The sequence below is a fragment of the Rhodococcus sp. DT1 genome, assembly GCF_049844875.1.
GTDB lineage: Bacteria > Actinomycetota > Actinomycetes > Mycobacteriales > Mycobacteriaceae > Rhodococcus.
This window is the reverse complement of the sequence record NZ_JBNCLW010000001.1, coordinates 195,055-214,363: the sequence shown is the minus strand read 5'-3', so window position 1 is coordinate 214,363 and position 19,309 is coordinate 195,055. Positions and strand designations below refer to the sequence as shown.

Annotated in this window: 20 protein-coding genes; 9 read left to right on the top strand and 11 right to left on the bottom strand. The window is 67.9% G+C overall.

Annotated features, from left to right (window positions below):
- Nucleotides 1-10 precede the first annotated feature (10 nt).
- The 4 genes from ACLQ3J_RS00975 (at nucleotide 11) to ACLQ3J_RS00960 (ending at nucleotide 4,813) form a co-directional block, all read left to right on the top strand.
- Nucleotides 11-1,243 (top strand): ABC transporter substrate-binding protein, encoded by a 1,233-nt coding sequence (locus ACLQ3J_RS00975; RefSeq protein ID WP_072698609.1) that lies wholly within the window; start codon nucleotides 11-13, stop codon nucleotides 1,241-1,243.
- Nucleotides 1,244-1,310: 67 nt separating this feature from the next.
- Nucleotides 1,311-3,317: an ABC transporter permease gene (locus ACLQ3J_RS00970; RefSeq protein ID WP_425901928.1), complete on the top strand. Its 2,007-nt coding sequence runs from the start codon at nucleotides 1,311-1,313 to the stop codon at nucleotides 3,315-3,317.
- Nucleotides 3,307-4,080, top strand: a complete 774-nt coding sequence (locus ACLQ3J_RS00965; RefSeq protein WP_072698611.1) for an ABC transporter ATP-binding protein — start codon at nucleotides 3,307-3,309, stop codon at nucleotides 4,078-4,080. Before ACLQ3J_RS00970 ends, ACLQ3J_RS00965 begins: the two co-directional genes overlap by 11 nt.
- Nucleotides 4,073-4,813, top strand: coding sequence for an ABC transporter ATP-binding protein (locus ACLQ3J_RS00960; RefSeq protein WP_425901926.1), 741 nt, complete (start codon nucleotides 4,073-4,075; stop codon nucleotides 4,811-4,813). Before ACLQ3J_RS00965 ends, ACLQ3J_RS00960 begins: the two co-directional genes overlap by 8 nt.
- Nucleotides 4,814-4,819: 6 nt before the next feature.
- On the opposite strand, the gene ACLQ3J_RS00955 is transcribed toward ACLQ3J_RS00960, so the two are convergent.
- Nucleotides 4,820-5,143, bottom strand: coding sequence for a hypothetical protein (locus ACLQ3J_RS00955; RefSeq protein ID WP_425901925.1), 324 nt, complete (start codon nucleotides 5,141-5,143; stop codon nucleotides 4,820-4,822).
- A 100-nt stretch (nucleotides 5,144-5,243) separates the two neighbouring features.
- Entirely contained in the window at nucleotides 5,244-6,353 is a 1,110-nt protein-coding gene (gene rlmN / locus ACLQ3J_RS00950) for a 23S rRNA (adenine(2503)-C(2))-methyltransferase RlmN (RefSeq protein WP_072698613.1), read from the bottom strand.
- Nucleotides 6,354-6,437: 84 nt separating this feature from the next.
- Between rlmN and ACLQ3J_RS00945 the strand changes: the two genes are divergently transcribed.
- On the top strand, nucleotides 6,438-7,268 hold the full coding sequence (locus ACLQ3J_RS00945; RefSeq protein ID WP_425901924.1) for an HpcH/HpaI aldolase/citrate lyase family protein: 831 nt from the start codon (nucleotides 6,438-6,440) through the stop codon (nucleotides 7,266-7,268).
- 20 nt (nucleotides 7,269-7,288) lie between these two features.
- On the opposite strand, the gene ACLQ3J_RS00940 is transcribed toward ACLQ3J_RS00945, so the two are convergent.
- From ACLQ3J_RS00940 to rpsB, 6 genes are all read right to left on the bottom strand, one after another.
- Nucleotides 7,289-7,987: a class I SAM-dependent methyltransferase gene (locus tag ACLQ3J_RS00940; RefSeq protein WP_425901923.1), complete on the bottom strand. Its 699-nt coding sequence runs from the start codon at nucleotides 7,985-7,987 to the stop codon at nucleotides 7,289-7,291.
- Nucleotides 7,988-8,019: 32 nt separating this feature from the next.
- Nucleotides 8,020-8,952 (bottom strand): phosphatidate cytidylyltransferase, encoded by a 933-nt coding sequence (locus ACLQ3J_RS00935; protein WP_072698614.1) that lies wholly within the window; start codon nucleotides 8,950-8,952, stop codon nucleotides 8,020-8,022.
- A 2-nt stretch (nucleotides 8,953-8,954) separates the two neighbouring features.
- Nucleotides 8,955-9,512, bottom strand: coding sequence for a ribosome recycling factor (frr, locus tag ACLQ3J_RS00930; RefSeq protein WP_072698615.1), 558 nt, complete (start codon nucleotides 9,510-9,512; stop codon nucleotides 8,955-8,957).
- A 28-nt stretch (nucleotides 9,513-9,540) separates the two neighbouring features.
- A complete protein-coding gene (gene pyrH / locus ACLQ3J_RS00925) occupies nucleotides 9,541-10,275 on the bottom strand; it encodes a UMP kinase (RefSeq protein WP_072698616.1) in 735 nt (244 codons plus the stop codon).
- Between the two features lie 210 nt (nucleotides 10,276-10,485).
- Entirely contained in the window at nucleotides 10,486-11,310 is an 825-nt protein-coding gene (gene tsf / locus ACLQ3J_RS00920) for a translation elongation factor Ts (protein WP_425901922.1), read from the bottom strand.
- A gap of 132 nt (nucleotides 11,311-11,442) precedes the next feature.
- Complete coding sequence (gene rpsB, locus ACLQ3J_RS00915; RefSeq protein WP_072698618.1) at nucleotides 11,443-12,312, bottom strand: 30S ribosomal protein S2; 870 nt, start codon at nucleotides 12,310-12,312, stop codon at nucleotides 11,443-11,445.
- Nucleotides 12,313-12,614: 302 nt separating this feature from the next.
- Between rpsB and ACLQ3J_RS00910 the strand changes: the two genes are divergently transcribed.
- Together ACLQ3J_RS00910 and ligD are read left to right on the top strand one after the other, a co-directional pair.
- Nucleotides 12,615-13,148, top strand: a complete 534-nt coding sequence (locus tag ACLQ3J_RS00910) for a M23 family metallopeptidase (RefSeq protein ID WP_358472930.1) — start codon at nucleotides 12,615-12,617, stop codon at nucleotides 13,146-13,148.
- Nucleotides 13,149-13,228: 80 nt separating this feature from the next.
- Nucleotides 13,229-14,200, top strand: a complete 972-nt coding sequence (ligD, locus tag ACLQ3J_RS00905; protein ID WP_169620550.1) for a non-homologous end-joining DNA ligase — start codon at nucleotides 13,229-13,231, stop codon at nucleotides 14,198-14,200.
- 44 nt (nucleotides 14,201-14,244) lie between these two features.
- Here the strand turns inward: ligD and ACLQ3J_RS00900 are convergent, their stop codons facing one another.
- Nucleotides 14,245-15,363 carry a MinD/ParA family ATP-binding protein gene (locus tag ACLQ3J_RS00900; protein ID WP_072698887.1) on the bottom strand — a complete coding sequence of 373 codons (1,119 nt, stop codon included), beginning with the start codon at nucleotides 15,361-15,363 and terminating at the stop codon, nucleotides 14,245-14,247.
- 420 nt (nucleotides 15,364-15,783) lie between these two features.
- Nucleotides 15,784-16,698, bottom strand: a complete 915-nt coding sequence (locus ACLQ3J_RS00895; RefSeq protein ID WP_425902269.1) for a tyrosine recombinase XerC — start codon at nucleotides 16,696-16,698, stop codon at nucleotides 15,784-15,786.
- A 108-nt stretch (nucleotides 16,699-16,806) separates the two neighbouring features.
- On the opposite strand from ACLQ3J_RS00895, the gene ACLQ3J_RS00890 reads away from it, so the two are divergent.
- Entirely contained in the window at nucleotides 16,807-17,994 is a 1,188-nt protein-coding gene (locus ACLQ3J_RS00890; protein WP_425902267.1) for a multidrug effflux MFS transporter, read from the top strand.
- Between the two features lie 79 nt (nucleotides 17,995-18,073).
- Here the strand turns inward: ACLQ3J_RS00890 and ACLQ3J_RS00885 are convergent, their stop codons facing one another.
- A complete protein-coding gene (locus ACLQ3J_RS00885; RefSeq protein WP_425901919.1) occupies nucleotides 18,074-18,856 on the bottom strand; it encodes a siderophore-interacting protein in 783 nt (260 codons plus the stop codon).
- Between the two features lie 99 nt (nucleotides 18,857-18,955).
- Between ACLQ3J_RS00885 and ACLQ3J_RS00880 the strand changes: the two genes are divergently transcribed.
- Complete coding sequence (locus tag ACLQ3J_RS00880) at nucleotides 18,956-19,237, top strand: DUF6953 family protein (RefSeq protein ID WP_296550834.1); 282 nt, start codon at nucleotides 18,956-18,958, stop codon at nucleotides 19,235-19,237.
- Nucleotides 19,238-19,309 lie beyond the last annotated feature (72 nt).

Sequence of the window (19,309 nt, the reverse complement as noted above, 5' to 3'; positions counted from 1 at the left end):
TGGCACACCCATGAAGAAGCTCCATATCGGTGCGATCGCAGCAGTGGCCGCACTCACCGTGTCGGCGTGCGGATCGAGCGGCGGCGACGCGTCCGGAGACGCCGCCGCACCCACCGGCGCCCCCATCGTCATCGGCGCGCAGGCACCCATCAAAGGTGCAACCGCGTACCCGCAGACCGCCTACGGGCTCGAAGCCGGCGTCCACTACGTGAACGAGGTGCTCGGAGGCATCAACGGCCGTCCACTCGAAGTGGATGTGTGCGGTGGTGACGGCAGTCCCGAAACGTCCATCAACTGTGCCAACGGCTTCGTCTCGAAGAATGTGCCGCTCGTGATCGACGCGGTGGATCAGAGCATGGGGGCCGCGGTACCGATCCTCGGTTCGGCGGGCATCCCCATCATCGGAACGCTCGCCGGATCGTTCGTCGCCGATGCCGCCGAATACGGGCAGGCGTTCTACTTCACCGGCCCGGTGTCGTTCGCGGCGCTCGCCAGCATGTCGGCGCTCGACACCATGGGGAAGACGACAGCGTCGCTCGCGGTCAACGAATCCCCCACCTCCCATGCCTACGTCGACGATCTGATCATGCCGATTGCCGACGGGATGGGGATCGATGTCAGCGTGCAGTACCCCCCGGCATCGGGCGCGAATCTGAATGTCGTTGCCGCGACACAGCTTGCGGACAACCCCGACATGGCCGGTGTGATCGCTCTACCGGAAGACGGCTGCACCAGCCTGTTCCAGGCCTTGCGCCGGCAAGGCTACGAGGACACCATCCTCGCGGGGTCATGTTCCCAGTTCATCGACGAGATGGGGACCGACGCCGCCGGTATCGTCACACAGCCGCGGTTGTGGGTGCCGCTGGCCAAGGAGTCGGCGCCCGCCGAGGTGCAGGAACAACTCGACATCTTCGCCGACGCGATGGACGCGGTCGGTTACGGGAACGAACTGTCGTCGCGGTCGATCTACACGTTCGCCGCGATCGTCAACATCGCCCAGATCCTGTCCGACCACGGCGGAGAGATCACCGCGGGCACGGTCACGGACGCGTTCAAGGCAGTGAAGGACTTCCCGTCGTTCGCAGGACCCACGGTGACGTGCGACGGGCAGCAATGGCCCGGGGTCGCCACCACCTGCAACGCGCAGGCCATCTTCTTCGAGGTGCAGGAGGACGGGACTCTCCGCTCGGTGGACGAGAACGGATACATCGACCTCGATCCGTCACTGATGCCCGCGTCCTGACGATCACGACATGACGACCGAGACATGACGACCGAGACATGACGACCGAGACGCGCCGGAGTACACCATGAGCACCTACCTGCAGTTCATCGTCCTGGGGTTCGGCCTCGCAGCGGTGTACATCGGGCTGTCGGGCGGCCTCCTGCTCGTCTACCGGTCGACCGGCATCATCAACTTCGCCCAGGGCGCGACCGCGATGTGGGGCGCGTACGTCTTCGCGCAGTTGCGCCGCGACGGAACACTGGTTCTGCCGATCGGAAGCCTGGAGTTCGACGAGAAACCGTCCACCCCGGTGGCGCTGGCCATCGGGCTGCTCATGGCACTGCTCCTCGGCCTTCTCACGCACTACCTGGTGTTCCGGCCCGTCCGGCGCGCACCGGCACTCGCGCAGGTGGTCGTCTCGGTCGCACTGATGCTCACCATCCAGGCGCTGGTGGTGCTTCGGTTCGGCCCGAACAACATTCCGATCGAGGCGATCGTCCCGGACGGCTCCCTCGACGTCTTCGGCACCACCGTCTCGTCCGCCGAGTTGGTGATGGCGGGGATTATGGTGGCGCTCTCCGCACTGATCTGGGCATACTTCCGCTTCACGCGGGCCGGTGCGGCTACCCGGGCGGCCGCCGAGAACGAGCGGGGCGCGACGCTCATGGGATTCTCGGCGGACCGCCTCGCCGCACTCGCGATGGTGATGGCGTCGTTCGTCAGCACGATGGGTGTCGTCCTGGGCGCGAGCTTGACCGGGTTGAATCCTCTCAATTACTCGCTGCTCGTGGTGCCCGCTCTCGCGGTGCTCCTCGTCGCCCGGATGGAGTCCGTCGCGACGATCGTGATCGCCTCGCTCGCCCTGGGAGCATTGCAATCGGTGCTCAACCTGCTCACCGGTGAGAACTGGTGGCCGGTGTGGGCGCAATCCGGCGTCGACCAGGTTGTGCCGTTCCTCGTGATCATCGTGATCCTCTTCGCGTTCGGCGGACGGATACCGTCCCGCGGTTCGCTCCAGACGGTCAAACTGCCCGATGTGCGGATTCCGCGCTTCCGGCCGATCCCCGCCGCCGTCGTGGTCGTCGCGACCGGGGTCCTGCTGGCGGTCACCTCCGGCACGTACCGTTTCGGGTTGACCTATTCGATCATCCTGATGCTCCTGGCCCTGTCGTACGTGGTGATCACCGGTTACCTCGGCCAGATCTCGTTGGCGCAGGCGGCATTCGCCGGAGCGGCAGGATTCATGCTGTCGAAGGTGACCACCGGCTGGGGTCTACCGTTCCCGGTAGCACTGGTGTTCTGCTCGCTCGTCGCGGCGGGGCTGGGAATGCTGGTCGCGCTGCCCGCCTTCAGAATCCGGGGCGCGCAACTCGCGATCGTCACCATCGCGGCCGCCCTGGCCATCGAGCGGTTCGTCTTCAACAACTACAGCCTGACCCCTCCGTCGGGAAATCCCATCGCCAACCCCACGCTGTTCGGACTGAATCTCGGTGTGCGCGAGGGCAGCGACATCGCGCGTCTGTCGTTCTCCCTCACCGTCCTGGTCGTCGCAGCCCTGGTCGTCTGGGGATTCATCCGGCTCGCATCCGGCGACACGGGCCGGACGTTTCTGGCAGTACGCGCCAATGAGCGCGCCGCCGCCGCGAGCGGCATCAACGTGCGGCTGACCAAGCTCGTCGGGTTCGGTCTCTCCGCCTTCATCGCCGGTGTCGCCGGGTGCCTCATCGGGTACAGCGCAGGCCAGCTGTCGGCAGAGTCCTTCACGGTCTTCGTGGGATTGCAGGTGCTTGCGGTCGCGTACCTGGGCGGCATCACCTCGGTCGGCGGCGCGATGATCGCCGGCGTGATCGGGCCACTGGGGATCGTCTACGTGTTGCTGCACAACGTGTTCGATTTCGGTGACTACTACGCCCTGATCTCCGGACTGGCGCTGATCGCCACCGCGATCGTCAATCCCGTCGGGGTGGCGGGAGAAGCATCCCGGATCGCCGATCTGGTCCGCTCCCGCCGATCGCGACCACCGGCCCCACCCGGGATCGACTCCGCCCCGAACGCCGACGACAGAAAGGTTGCGGTGAGTGATGCCGGATGAGAAACCGGCGCGGCTGTCCGCGCGTAACGTGACCGTGGCCTACGGAGGCGTCGTCGCCAACGACGACGTGTCGCTGACGGTCGGCTCCGGGGAGATCGTCGGACTGATCGGGCCGAACGGTGCCGGCAAGACCACGTTCGTCGACGCAGTCACGGGCTTCACCGAGTACTCCGGCGAGATCACACTCGGCGACACACGGCTCGACGGACGTGCTCCGCATCTGCGCCGACGCGCCGGACTGTCCCGCACATGGCAATCCGGTGAGCTTTTCGGCAACCTCACCGTCGCGCAGAATGTCGTTGCCGCCCTGCGTCCCGGCGGACCGGCGACGCTGTGGCGCGATCTGTTCGGCCGACGGAAGACCGGCACGGACGAACTCGTGGCCTCGACGCTGCATGCGGTAGGCCTCGGCGATCTCGGGGAGACCACGGCGCGCGATCTCACCCTCGGACAACAGAAACTCGTCGGCGTCGCACGTGCACTCGTCGGGAACTGCCGCCTGCTGCTGCTCGACGAGCCCGCCGCGGGCCTCGACAGCCAGGAGAGCCTCGACTTCGCCGAGCGTATCCGTGCCGTGGCGCGCGGCGGTCCGGGAGTGCTGCTCATCGACCACGACATGTCGCTCATTCTCGGTGTGTGCGACCGCATCTACGTCATGGAGTTCGGGAAGGTGATCTTCTCGGGCACACCGGAAGAGGCGAGAAAGGATCCTGCTGTGATCGCTGCGTACCTCGGCACACCGATGGAGACCACTCATGGCTGACGTGGTGCTCACCGCCGAATCCATGACGTCCGGTTACAACGGCGTCGCCGCGGTCTCCGACGTGAACCTGACCGTCTCCGCCGGTGAGGTCGTCTCGATCCTCGGATCCAACGGCGCGGGCAAAACGACGACTCTGTTGACACTCGCGGGACTGCTTCCGGTGATGGGCGGTGCGGTCACCACCCTCGGTGCCCCGGTCGACCATCGCAGGCCCTACCGGATGGCGCGGCGCGGTATCCGACTCGTTCCCGACGACCGCGGACTCTTCTCCACCATGACGGTGCGCGACCACTTCCGGCTGGCCCGCAGTACAGCCGACCGTGCCCGGGAAGAATTCGTTCTCGACAGGTTTCCGGCTCTGGCCCGATTGCAGTCGCGCACAGTCGGTCTCCTGTCCGGCGGTGAACAGCAGATGCTCGCGATCGCGGTGGCGCTACTCGCGGAACCGCGGATCCTCATGGTCGACGAGATGAGCCTCGGGCTGGCACCGCTCGTCGTGGAACAGATGCTGCCCGCCATCCGGGATCTCGCTCGCGACGAGAACATCGCCGTCGTGCTGGTGGAGCAGCACGTCGAACTCGCTCTCGCCGTGTCGGACCGCGCGATCGTGCTCGGGCACGGCCGCGTCGTCCTCGAGGGCAGCGCGGCGGAACTGCTGGCCGACCGGGATCGTCTCGAGGCAGCGTACTTCGGCGCCGGGGACAGCGAGGCGAAGCACGATCGCGCAGTCTGAGCCGGCTCAGTCCGAGGTGGACCGGGTCGCCACGTCACCGAAGTAGCGGGCGAGGAACAGCGCCGTGGACGTCACGCCGACAGCCACCGCGCCGTATTCGCGTGCCGTCCCGGTGAATCCGCGCAGCAGCGCACCACCGATCACGACGTTGACGGCACCCCAGACGATGTTCTCGGTCGGAGACGAGAGTCCTACGCCCGGCGGATCAGCGAACGGCGTGGGGAATCGCTCGCCGGTGACACCGCGAACCGAATGCGGAACGGCGTTGGTCAGAAACGCTCCGGCTGCCACGCACGCGAGAGTGCCGGCCACACCACGGACATCTACCATCGGAAACCCCCCGGTGACCTGTGCATGCGGCCGATCGTACGGGAGCGGTGGATTCGCGCCCGCTACACGATCCCGGTACCGGCCGTCGGCAGCCCCGTTCTCAGCCTTCGGCGGCGAGCTGGCCACACGCCGCGGCAATTTCCTGGCCGCGGGTGTCACGCACCGTGCAGGAGACGCCCTGGGCCTGTACGCGCCGCACGAACTCGCGTTCGACGTGCTTGGGGCTTGCGTCCCACTCGCTACCCGGCGTCGGGTTGAGCGGAATCAGATTGACGTGCACCAGCGCGCCGAGTGCCTTGTGCAGCTTCTTGCCCAGCAGGTCGGCACGCCACGGCTGATCGTTCACATCGCGGATCAACGCGTACTCGATGGAAACCCGGCGCCCGGTCTTGTCGGCGTAGTAGCGCGCGGCGTCGAGCACCTCCTTCACCGACCAGCGGTTGTTCACGGGTACGAGGGTGTCGCGCAGTTCGTCGTCGGGGGTGTGCAGCGACACGGCGAGTGTCACGCTCAGCCCCTCGTCGGCGAGCTTGCGGATCGCGGGCGCCAAGCCGACCGTCGAGACAGTGACCGAACGCTGGGACAAACCGAGACCGTCGGGTGCCGGCGAGGTGATACGACGGACCGCAGCGACGACCCGCTTGTAGTTCGCGAGCGGTTCGCCCATGCCCATGAACACGACGTTGGACAGTCGCCCCGGCCCGCCGGCTACGTCACCGTCGCGAAGCGCGGCCGCGGCCGCACGCACCTGGTCGACGATCTCCGCGGTCGTCAGATTGCGGTCGAGACCGCCCTGGCCGGTCGCGCAGAAGGGGCACGCCATCCCGCATCCGGCCTGGCTCGAGATGCAGAGTGTCGCGCGGTCGGGGTAGCGCATCAGCACACTTTCGAGGAGTGTGCCGTCGTGGGCGCGCCACAGCGTCTTGCGGGTCTCGCCCTTGTCGCAGGCGATGTGCTTGACCGCGGTGAGCAGAGGGGGGAACAGGGCCGTGCCCACCGTGTCCCGCACCGTGGCGGGCAGGTCGGTCATCTTGGCCGGGTCCGCCTCGAGACGCCCGTAGTACTGGCGAGCGAGTTGGTCGGCGCGAAACGCCGGCAGACCCAGCTCCCGCACCGCCTCACGTCGCTGCTCGGAATCGAGGTCGGCGAGGTGTCGCGGCGGCATGCCGCGCTTGGGTGCGTCGAATACCAGGGGCAGAGAAGAAGCCATAATGATCCATTCTCCCATGAACCGGAGCGGGCCGGACTCGCCGTTGCTGTGATGCTCGCCTATCGGCAGGGGGACGATGGCTCTATGGCCACCAGCATCGCTCCGGAACTCGCCCGATCGTGGCTACTGGTGCCCGGCACCGCACCGGAAAAATTCGACGCCGCGGCCGCGTCGCCCGCCGACGCGATCGTTCTGGACCTCGAAGACGCGGTTCCGGCCGCGAGCAAGGCGGAAGCCCGCGCCGCCGTGGCGCACTGGATCAGCGACGGCGGCTCCGCGTGGGTGCGCATCAACGACACCAGCACCCCGCACTGGGCGGACGACCTCGCGGCTCTGAGCGCGATCCCGCATCTCGCCGGAGTCATGCTCGCGAAGACCGAAAGCGGCCAGCAGGTCGATGCCACCGCCGACGCGATGCCCGACAGTACCCGGATCCTGGTGCTCATCGAGTCGGCGACCGGTCTCGAGGCCGCGCCCGAGATCGCCCGGGCCGACGGCACGTTCCGCCTCGTCTTCGGCAGCGGTGACTTCCGGCGCGACACCGGTATGAGCGATTCGCCGCTGGCCCTGGCCTACCCGCGGTCGCGTCTGGTGATCACCAGTCGCGCCGCGCGCCTGCCCGGGCCCGTCGACGGTCCATCGCTGAGCGCCGACCCGGCGGCGCTGCGGCAGGATGCCGAGCACACACGCTCGATGGGCATGACCGGAAAGCTCTGTATGACGCCGGAGCGGACGCCGTATGTCAACGCGGCGTTGAGTCCCAGCGCCGAGGACGTCGCATGGGCACGCCGGGTGATCGACGAACTGGGCGAGGACGGCCACGGTGTGCACGACGGCAGCGACCTGCCCACACTGGCGAAAGCGAAGAAGATCACCGAACTCGCGAGGGCATTCCACGTCGGAGTGTCGCGCTGACGGGCACGACGCGGTCCGGCTCAGCGTATTTCGACGCCTGCCGGTTTGCGACGGACGTGGAGGCGATAGCGCACGGTCAGTGTCGTGCCGGGTGTTTCCCTGATCGCCCGGGATGCCACCTCCGGGCCGAATTCGATACCCAGCACGCGTTCGAGGGCCGCACGGTCCGGAAACGCCCATTCCGTGTCGACGCGTCGCAGGTCGAATCCCTGGGCGCGGAAGAACGCTTCGACGGCCGGAGGGTCGTAGTGCGGGAGGTCGGCGCGCATCCACTCTCCGTACGGATGGGCGGTCGCGTCGAGATCGACGACGGCGAGCGCTCCCCCGGGCCGCAGCACCCGCATGGCCTCGAGGATTCCGGCCCCGCATCCGGGGCCGAAGAAGTAGGCGGTGCGGGCGTGAACGAGGTCGGTGGAGCCGTCCGGCAACGGCAGAGACGCGGCGGATCCTCGCAGAACCCGGACGGTCGACAGATCCTCGACCCGGCGCCGTGCCGCCGCCACGAGCGGCGGGTGGGGTTCCACACCGGTCACCGTGCGCGCCGCACGGGCGAACATCGGCAGATGGTAGCCGCTGCCGCATCCCACGTCGACGACATCACGGCCGGTCCAGTCGACCGACTCCCGCAGCGCCGCATAAACGGCGCCGCGGGTGTCCTGGGCCCGGTTCTCCTCTTCGTAGACCGCGGGCCAGTGCCAGATGTTGGGGCTCGCTATCACGCCCCGGTCGCGGCCGCTGTTGCCGACAGCCACTAGATGAAAGCGGTGAGGATCAGCCAGGTGACGAATGCGGACGGCAGGATCGAATCCAGCCGATCCATGATGCCGCCGTGGCCCGGCAGGAGTGTGCCCATGTCCTTGATGCCGAGTTCCCGCTTGACCTGGGATTCGATCAGGTCACCGGCCGTGGCCGTGAAGACCAGGACCACGCCGAGGACGGCACCGACCCACCACGGGCCGTCGAGCAGGAAGGTGACGGTGAGGATTCCTACGGCCACACAGGCGACCAGCGAACCTCCGAATCCTTCCCAGGACTTCTTCGGGCTGATCGCCGGGGCCATCGTGTGCTTACCGAACAGCACGCCCGCCGCGTAACCACCGATATCGGACGCCACGCACACCAGCATCAGGCAGAAGACGCGGGCGGCACCCTGATCTTCGAGGACCATCAATGTCGCGAACGAGGCGAGCAGCGGCAACCACGCCGCGGTGAACACCGCTACCGCGGTGTCCCGGAGATAGTTGTGCGGCTGCGCCGCCAAGCCGCGGTCGAACAGTCGCCACAACATGGTGACCACCACGGTGCCCGCGAAGGCACCGAGGACGCCGGTGGTGCCGTACGGCCATCCCAGCCAGATGATCGCCTGCCCACCGAGCAGGAGAGGCACGCGCGGAACCGACACGTCGGCTTCGCGGAGGCGCTTGGTGACCTCCCACGTTGCTATGGCGATCGCCGCCGCGACCACGGCAAGCCAGGCAGTCGGGGCGAACAGCAGAATTACGATGACAAGACCGCCGAGCCCGGACCCCACCGCGATCGCGGCAGGGAGGTCTCGGCCGGCACGGGAGGCCGGCTTCGCGGGTGCGGTACCGGATGTCGAGTCCGAGACTGCGGGGGTGGTACCGGAGTCGCCTTCGGCACCGAGTGGAAGCTGCGGGGTTGAAGACCCGTCGGCTCTGCCCACCGTCAGACCTCCATCAACTCGGCTTCCTTGTGCTTGATCAGTTCGTCGATCTGCGCCACGTACTTGGCCGTGGTCTTGTCGAGTTCCTTCTCCGCGCGGTTGACTTCGTCCTCGCCGGCTTCGCCGTCCTTCTGGATGCGGCCGAGTTCTTCCATCGCCTTGCGCCGGACGTTGCGCACGGCAACCTTCGCGTCCTCGCCTTTCGACTTGGACTGCTTGACGAGTTCGCGGCGACGTTCCTCGGTGAGCTGCGGCACCGAGATACGGATGATGTGCCCGTCGTTGCTCGGGTTCACGCCGAGATCGGAGTTGCGGATCGCGGTTTCGATCGCGCCGAGCTGTGACTGCTCGTACGGCTTGACGATGACCATGCGTGCCTCGGGCACACTGATGCTGGCAATCTGCGTGACGGGCGTCGGCGAGCCGTAGTAGTCCACCACGATGCGGTTGAACATGCCGGGATTCGCGCGTCCGGTGCGGATGCCCCCGAGCTCGTCCTTGGCCACCGTGACGGCCTTGTCCATCTTCTCCTCGGCTTCGAAGAGGGCTTCATCGATCACGGCAGTTCCTCCATGTTCCGTTGTCCGTTCATGACCGTACGAGCGTTCCGATCTTCTCACCGTTGACGGCCCGGGCGATATTGCCCTTGGTCAGCAGGTTGAAGACCATGATCGGCATGGAGTTGTCCATGCACAGGCTGAAAGCGGTCGCGTCCGCGACCTTGAGGTCCTTCTCGATGACCTCGCGGTGGGTGATCTCCTCGAACATCACCGCATCGGGAACCACCCGCGGGTCGGCGGAATAGACGCCGTCGACGGCTTTCGCCATCAGCACGACGTCCGCCCCGATCTCGAGCGCGCGCTGCGCGGCGGTGGTGTCGGTGGAGAAGTACGGCATGCCCATGCCCGCACCGAAGATGACGACGCGGCCCTTCTCGAGGTGCCGGCGGGCGCGAAGCGGGAGATACGGCTCGGCGACCTGCCCCATCGTGATGGCGGTCTGCACGCGGGTGTCGATACCCTGCTTCTCCAGGAAATCCTGCAGCGCAAGGGAATTCATGACCGTGCCGAGCATGCCCATGTAGTCGGAGCGAGCGCGTTCGAGGCCGCGCTGTTGCAGTTCCGCGCCGCGGAAGAAGTTTCCGCCGCCGATCACCACGGCAACTTCCACACCGCTGCGCACGACCTCGGCGATCTGCTCTGCCACCGTGGTCACGACGTCGGGATCCAGCCCCACCTTGCCGGTGCCGCCGCCGAACATCTCGCCGCCGAGCTTGAGGAGCACCCGGCGGAAACCGGGCCGTTCGTGGGCGTGTTCGGACATGACTCTCCTCTGGTTGCGCATGAATCGGCCCTTTCATCCTGCCTCATCGACCCGGTGGAACCGAGACCGGGCGCGAGACGACACGCTGTGTCATGACCGTTCGCACGGCGGCGGACCGCCCGTGCGGCGGCCGTGCGCGTGCCGGTGGGCGTGCCCTGACACACCTCGACCCCGCCGGCAGAGAGCCGGCGGGGTCGAGAAGCAGACATTCTAGCTGGCGCCGACCTCGAACCGCACGAAGCGGACCACCGTGGCACCGGCGTCGTCGAGGATCGCCTTGACGGTCTTCTTCGAGTCCGTGACGGAGGCCTGCTCGGTGAGCACGACATCCTTGAAGTAGCCGTTGACGCGGCCTTCGACGATCTTCGGGAGCGCAGCCTCGGGCTTGCCCTCGGCCTTTGCGGTCTCCTCGGCGATACGACGCTCGTTGGCGACGATGTCCTCGGGGACCTCGTCACGGGTGACGTACTTGGCCTTGAGCGCAGCGATCTGCATCGCGGCGGCACGCGCGGCCTCGGCGGCAGCGTCGCCTTCACCGGTGTACTCGACGAGCACGCCGACCGACGGCGGCAGGTCCGAAGCACGCTTGTGCAGGTAGACGGACGTCTGGCCGTCGAACGACGCGACGCGGCGAAGCTCGAGCTTCTCGCCGATCTTCGCGGACATCTCCTGAACCAGCGCGTCGACCGTCTTGCCGTCGATCTCGACGGCCTTGAGGGCGTCGACATCGGCGGGACGCGCCTGCGCGGCCGCAGTGACGATCGTGTCGGCGAGAGCCTTGAACTCGTCGTTCTTGGCGACGAAGTCGGTCTCGGAGTTCAGCTCGACGAGCACGCCGTCCTTGGACACGACCAGGCCCTCGGCGGTGGAGCGCTCGGCGCGCTTGCCCACGTCCTTGGCACCCTTGATGCGCAGCTGCTCGACGGCCTTGTCGAAGTCGCCGTCGTTGTCGGCGAGAGCATTCTTGCAGTCCAGCATTCCGGAGCCGGTGAGCTCACGGAGACGCTTGACGTCGGCGGCGGTGTAGTTCGCCATGGAAGCGAGCCTCCTGTGTCTGTGATGGAAAGTCTCGGAGTGCGGGCGGCGCAGCGAATGTCCGGGCCGCTCGCGAACAGACGGCCCCGACCATGGATCTTGCGATCTACCGGTCGGGGCCGTCCATCGGGATCAGGCCTCGGGCGTTGCGTCCGCGGCAGGTGCCTCGGCAGCGGGAGCTTCCGCCGCGGGAGCCTCTGCAGCAGGGGCCTCGGCCTCGGCGGCCGGGGTGGCCTGCGAGAGCAGTTCCTGCTCCCACTCGGCGAGCGGCTCGGCGCCGGCCTCGGGCTTGGCGTCGGCGTCCGTGCTCTTGCCGGCGCGGGCCTGGAGGCCCTCGGCGACGGCGGAAGCGACAACCTTGGTCAGAAGCGCAGCCGAACGAATCGCGTCGTCGTTACCCGGGATCGGGTAGTCGACGAGGTCGGGATCGCAGTTCGTGTCCAGGATCGCGATGACCGGGATGTTGAGCTTGCGAGCCTCACCGACGGCGATGTGCTCCTTGTTGGTGTCGACGATCCACACGGCCGACGGAACCTTGGCCATATCGCGGATACCACCGAGGGTGCGATCCAGCTTGTTCATCTCACGCGTGAGCATGAGGATTTCCTTCTTGGTGCGACCCTCGAAGCCACCGGTCTGCTCCATGGCCTCCAGCTCCTTCAGGCGCTGCAGGCGCTTGTGGACGGTGGAGAAGTTGGTGAGCATGCCGCCGAGCCAGCGCTGGTTCACGTACGGCATTCCGACGCGAGTGGCCTCTTCGGCGATGGATTCCTGCGCCTGCTTCTTGGTGCCGACGAACAGGATCGTGCCACCGTGGGCGACGGTCTCCTTGACGAATTCGTACGCCTTGTCGATGTACGTCAGCGTCTGCTGCAAGTCGATGATGTAGATGCCGTTGCGGTCGGTGAAGATGAACCGCTTCATCTTCGGGTTCCAGCGTCGAGTCTGGTGACCGAAGTGGGCGCCGCTGTCGAGCAGCTGCCTCATGGTTACGACAGCCATGGCTGTTGTCTCTCTTTCGTGTCGGTTGATGCGGGCGATCTTGCGATCCCCGCCCTGGCGTCCACATGCCCGTCGAACCCTTGCGGGACCGATCGACGGCCATCGGGTGTACACCGTACGAACGGGTGACACCGTGCGCGGACGCGCGAAGTCGATCTGCGAACACAGACCGCCCGACAAGTGTACGTGCCCAGGTGCCGGATCGCTAAACCGGCACGTCGCCCCTGTGGAGCACTCCCGCTTTGTCCACAGACCCGGATCGGGTCTGTCGCTCGGGCGGCTGCGGACGGCACCCTTCCTGCATGAGTATCGCGGCCGTCCGCCGGATCGTGTCCCGCAGCGCCTGCCTCGCGGTGCTGGTGTTCACCGTGGGGACCGTCCCGGCCCTGGGCGGCCCCCTCCGGACCGACGGGCCGCCCGCCGGTCCGCTGTTCGGATGGCCGCTCGATCCCCGGCCCGCCGTCACCCGCGCCTTCGACCCGCCCGACCGGAATTGGCTGCCCGGTCACCGCGGCGTCGACCTGGCCGCGTCGCCCGGACAGCACGTCCGGTCTGCGGGTGACGGTGTGGTGGTGTTCGCAGGCACCGTCGCGGGGAAGCCTGTCGTGTCCGTCGACCATCCCGGTGGGCTGCGCACGACGTACGAACCCGTCGTCGCCGCGGTCGTGTCCGGGCGGCGCATCGGGCGCGGCGATCCGATCGGCACCGTCGAGAGCGGTCACGAGGGGTGCCCGGTCGCGGCGTGCCTGCATTGGGGACTGCGCCGGGACCGGGACGAGTATCTCGACCCCCTCCCCCTCGTGGAGCGACCGGTGATCCGTCTCCATCCGGTGTGACCGGCATCGAGGACGAGTAACCGGGGACCACGCTGCCGATTCGCCGATCACCGCCCGGGTGGATGCCGCAGACTCGGTCTATGCCTTCCGCGTCGACGGAGCCGTCCCCGATGCTGGCGACCCTCGGCGTGCTGCCGGCCGGGGACGGCTGGGCATTCGAGATGAAATGGGACGGTGTCAGGGCGATCGCGCGGGCCGGAGCCGACGACTGCCGATTCTCGAGCCGCAACGGCAACGACATCACCGTCTCCTATCCGGAACTGCCCGGCCCGGTGTCGATCGCCCTGGGCGGCCGCGAGGCGGTACTCGACGGCGAGATCGTCGCGCTCGATGCGAAGGGAAGACCGTCGTTCCACCGGCTCCAGCGCCGGATGCACGTGCAGCGGCCCACGCCTGCGTTGCGACGCGAGATCCCGGTGGTGCTGTACCTGTTCGATGTTCTCGCCGTCGACGGCCGGTCGACCACCGCGTTGCCGTATGCCGAGCGCCGGGCCGTGCTCGACGATCTGGTGCGGCCGAGTCCGCAGGTGCAGATCCCGCCGTACTGGACCGATGTCGACGGCGCGCAGATGCTCGACCTCGCCCGCCTGCACGGGCTCGAAGGCGTGGTGGCCAAACGCCTCGACTCGACGTATCTGCCCGGGGCCCGGGCGCCGAGCTGGATCAAATCACCGCTGCGGAACAACACCGAGGTCGTGGTCGTCGGCTGGCTCCCCGGGTCGGGGTCGGCCGCCGGAGGCATCGGTTCCCTGATTCTCGGCGCGCACGACGACGAAGGGCAGCTGGTGTACATCGGGAAGGTCGGCACGGGTTTCACCGCCGCAACCCGGCGGACGCTGCGCGCACAACTCGATTCGCTCGAGCGGACGACGAGCCCGCTGGCAGTCCCGGCACCGGCTCGCGACACCCGCGATGCGCACTGGGTCGAGCCTGTCCTCGTCGGCGACGTCGAGTTCCGCGAATACGCGGGCGGGAGCCTGCGCCATCCGAGCTGGAAAGGACTACGGACCGACAAGTCACCGGCCGAGGTAGAGCTACCGGGCAAGCACTGAGCAGCGCGCCGCGACCCTCGGCCGGACCGGAGACACCCGGATCGTCAGCCGCGGCCGGCATGCCGGCCGGACAACGGCGGAAAGTCGTCCGCCACGATCGCGGCAAGCTCGACGAAGGCACGCCGGGTCGCAGGCCGCAACCGCTCGAGGTCGATCTCGGCTCCCTCCGCCAGATGCTCGTCGAACGGGACGACATGCAGTGCGCGGCACCGCGCGAGGAAATGCGCGGTCAGCGCATCCATGTCGATCGTCGACGTGCCCGGACGCGGCGCGCTGATCACCACGACCGTGCGGTCGACCAGATCGTCGTACCCGTGGGCCTGCAACCAGTCGAGGGTCGCGGCAGCGCTCCGCGCGCCGTCGAGCGCGGGCGACCCCACCAGCACGAGGGCATTCGCCAGATCGAGTACTCCCCGCATCGCGGAGTGCATGATCCCGGTACCGCAGTCGGTGAGGATGATGTTGTAGAAGACCTGGAGGATGTCGACGACAGCGCGGTAGTCGTCCTCGCTGAACGCCTCCGACACCGCCGGGTCACGTTCGCTCGCCAGCACCTCGAGCCGGCTCGGCGCCTGGGAGGTGTGCGCCCGGACATCGGAATAGCGCCGGATCGTGGGCGCTGCCGCGAGCAGGTCCCGGACCGTGGCGTCGGTCTGCTGCGGGATGCGCTGCGCGAGCGTGCCGAAATCAGGATTCGCGTCGACCGCCACCACACAGTCGCCACGTAACGAGGCGAACGTGGAACCGAGCCCGATCGTCGTGGTCGTCTTGCCCACCCCACCTTTGAGGGACAGCACCGCGATGCGGTAATCCCCCGAGATCGGTTGCCGGATTCGTTCCACGAGATGTTCGTGGCGAGCGCTCCCCGTGGAGTCGCCGGGCTCGAGGAGTCCCTTCGCGAACCGTTGCACACCACGGCGCCACCCGGCCGGCGAAGAACGACGGGATCGTCGGACCAGCACGTCCGACGCGAGATCGACAGTGGACGGCTGGTGCTCGAACGCGTGCGGGAGCAACGCCGACGGATCGTGTTCACCGGCCTGGTGCGGCGCCCAGGGTTCCTCGGCCTCGACCACCGGATCGGGACAGTCCTCCCCGGAGGCGTTCACCGGGGATGGTTCGGAAGCCGTGACGGACGGCTCGGTCTCTTCGGAGCGCGGCATGTCTTCGGATCGCGGCGCTCCGGGCTCCGGGCTCGGTGTCTCTCCCGCGTCGTCCGCCGCACCGGCCGGGGGCAGGAGTGGCGTTCCGAACGGGACCGACGCGACGGGGCGCTCGGCCGCCTGCACAGCGGTGGCAGCTGTCTCGGGCGTCTCACTCTTCGGTTCGGAGCCTGCCCCCTCCGGCCGGACCACCCGGCGGAAAGACTTCCGTGCCGGTGGTGGCTCACTTGCGGCAGGCGGCTGGTCCCGCAGCCACGCGGGCAGAGCATGGCCCGGTTCGTCGCGTCTCATCTGATCCCCCCGAATTCGATGGTGCGGCGCGCACGCTATCAATCCGGGCGGGACTGCGCACGTCCGCACCGGGCGAACCCCTGCGCGGAGGACAGTTCGCGCGGGCGACGAGGGCCGACGTTCCGGTCGTCAGGCCCGTGGATGTGCTTGCTCGTGCACGGCACGCAGCCGCGCGACGGACACGTGCGTATAGAGCTGGGTGGTTGCGAGGCTCGAATGCCCGAGCACTTCCTGGACCACTCTCAGATCCGCGCCGCCCTCGAGGAGATGGGTCGCGGCACTGTGCCGGAGTCCGTGCGGCGCGAGATCTGGGGCTCCGGGAATTGCCGACACCGCGTCGTGCACGACCGTGCGGACCTGGCGCTGGTCGATGCGTCCGCCGCGCTTCCCGAGTAGCAGCGCCTCGCCGGACGACGGCCGCACCAGATGCGGGCGGCCGTGACGGAGCCAGGCATCGAGCGCGTCGGCCGCCGGAACGCCGTAGGGCACCACCCGCTCCTTGTCACCCTTGCCGAGCACACGTAGCACGCGCCGCTCGCTGTCGACGTCGCCGAGGTCCATCCCGCACAGTTCGCCGACACGGATGCCCGTCGCGTACAGGACCTCGAGGATGACCCGGTCGCGGAGTGCCGACGGGTCGAGTTCCTGCGCACCCGATTTCGCGGCCTCCATGACCTCGATGGCCTGCTCGTCGTGCAGCACTGTGGGCAGTGTCCGATGTGCCCGCGCCGACGCGAGTCGCACTGCCGGATCCTGGTCGAGCCGCCCGGTCCGAACCAGCCAGGCCGTGAACGCCCGCGCCGTCGACGTGCGTCTCGCAATCGTGGTCCGTGCCGCGCCGGCCTCGACCTGCCCTGCGAGCCACGATCGCAGCGTCGCGAGGTCGAGGTCCGCGATGCGAGCGTCCGGGTTCGTTGCAGCCAGGTGGGCGAGCAGGGACCGGACATCGGTGGAGTAGGCGCGCACGGTGTGGGCGGAGCGGTTGTTCTCGAGGGCGAGGTGGTCGGCGAAATCGTCGAGGTGCACGGCGAGCGGGGGCGGCAGTTCTCTCGGACCGTCGGTTCGCATGGGTCTACCGTGCGCGGAGTCACCGCACGACGCAACGAGCCACGCCGTTACAGTTCGTTAGTGAGTAAAACAATCCCGTTGTCGATGCTCTGCGCGCTCGCGCTGCTGTCGGCGATCGCACCACTTTCCACCGATATGTACCTTCCCGGGCTCCCCGTCATGTCCGAAAGCCTCGGCACGACGACGGTCGGTGTCCAGCTCACCCTGACGACGTTCATGGCCGGTCTCGGCCTGGGACAGCTGATGATCGGGCCGCTCTCCGACGGCTGGGGGCGACGCCGACTGCTCATCATCGGCACGCTCGTCCTGGTGACGAGCAGCGCCCTCTGCGCGCTGGCGCCGACGGTGGAGGTGCTGATCGCCGCGCGTCTTGTCCAAGGATTCAGCGGCGGAATCGGAATCGTCCTGGCGCGTGCGGTCATCGCCGACCGCGCGCGGGGCGATCAGGCCGCCAAGCTTTTCAGCATCATGATGATCATCGGCGGTATCGCGCCGGTAGCCGCGCCCCTGCTCGGCGGCGCGCTTCTCGGTCCCATCGGGTGGCGTGGCATCTTCTGGGTTCTCACGGCGCTGGCCGTCGCGATGACCGTTGCGGTGCTGCTCTTCGTCCCGGAAACCCTGCCGCCGGAGAAGCGGCACGGGGGCGGCTTCTCCGCCATGGCAGGCAACTTCGGGTACGTGCTGTCGCAGCGGCGGTTCGTCGGCTACGCCGCGACCTTCGCTCTCAGTTTCGGGGCGATGTTCTCCTACATCTCGGCGTCCCCGTTCGTGACGCAGGAGATCCTCGGACTCAGCCCGGGACAGTTCTCTCTCGTCTTCGCCGTGAATTCCGTCGGTCTCGTCGGCGGTAACATCGTCAACAGCCGTCTGATCGGACGTTTCCCGACGCGGTCGCTGCTGCGCGCCGGCGTCACCACCCTTTTCTGTGGTGGAGCACTCCTGCTGCTCTCGATCCTGGTCGTCGGGTACACACCGTGGCTGATCCTCCCGCTGATGTTCGTGTGCGTCAGCAGCCTCAGCTTCATCCTCGGCAACGCCACCGCGCTCGCCCAGTCGCAGGTCCCCAAGGCGGCCGGCACCGGTTCGGCGGTGATCGGCGCGTCCCAATTCGGGCTCGCGGCACTCGTCTCGCCCCTCGTGGGACTCGGCGGTGAGGGCACCGCGGTACCGATGGCGATCTCGATCCTCGTGTGCGGGACCCTCGCGTTGACCGCGTTCACCGTGCTCACCAGGGAATCCCGCGTCGACGCCGCCCGCGAGCCTGCGCACTGACGCAACGCGCCCGTCGGCACGACGAGTGCGGCCCGGCTCCCCTCACCGGGGACCCGGGCCGCACTCGTTGTGAATGCCGTTACGACGCTTCGATGGTCGCCAATTCCTGCTTCCAGGTCCGGAAGCCTTCTTCGGTACGACCACGACGCCAGTACCCGGAGATAGAGGCGCGGGCAGGACTCACGCCCCGGTCCTTTCGCAGGTACGGACGAAGATGCTTCATCACCGTCTCCGCCTCACCGTGCACGAAGACGTGGACGTCCCCGGCCGGCCACGGGAGCGACTTCACCGCGGCGACGAGCGGAGCGCTCCCGTCGATCAGGTTCTGCGGCGCGTCACCGGCAGCCACCCCACGATGCACCCAGTGGACCTCGACACCCGCCGGAACGGACAAGGGCAATTCGTCGGATACGCCCGCCACCTCGACGAATACCGCGCCCCGAGCATCGCCGGGCAGCGACTCGAGTGCAGCAGCGATCGCCGGGAGTGCCGTCTCGTCGCCCGCGAGCAGGTGGAAATCCGCGGCCGGATCGGGCCGGTATCCACCGCCCGGTCCGCGCACTACGACGTCGGTGCCGGGCTGCACGCTGCGCGCCCACGGTCCGGCGACACCCTGGTCACCGTGCACGACGAAGTCGATCCAGATCTCGCGGGCAGCCTCGTCGACCCGTCGCACCGTGTAGGTGCGGACCGCTGTGTCCTCCCCCGCGGGAAGTTCGATCTTGACGTAGCTGTCGGTGTCGGCTCGCGCGGCGAAGTCGCCGAAGCCGTCCCCGCCGAGGACGACCCGCACGAAGTGTTCGGCGATCGTCTCCGTGCGCAGCACGGTCAGGGTCGTCGATGACGGAGATTTCCGGGCCACTGCGCCTCCTGGTAAGGGTTACCTATATCGGCGCAACCGTACTCCGAGGCGGGGTCCAGCGGGGACGTCACCCCTCGGGACGCTCTAGGCTCGATACCCATGAGCACCACCGCGACCGAGATCGCCACCTGGATGACCGACATCATCACCACGGAACACAAGGTCACCCAGACCGACATGGTCGACGCGATCGAGGCCAAGTTCGGACCCGAGTGGACCTACGTCAACGACAACGGTCACGTGTCGATCGACCGGGCCGTTCTCCGGGAGTTCCGCAAGGCCCACCGCGGTGGCGTGAAGTGGGACCGGGAGGATCGCGCCTGGTACGTGGACGACACCGCCGCCGCCGAAGGCACCGACTCGGAGACCACCGAGAACTGACACGACACCCCGGCGACGCCGACCCGCCGGGACGATTCCGCGATACTCCGATTCCCGGACCGGCCGAAACGT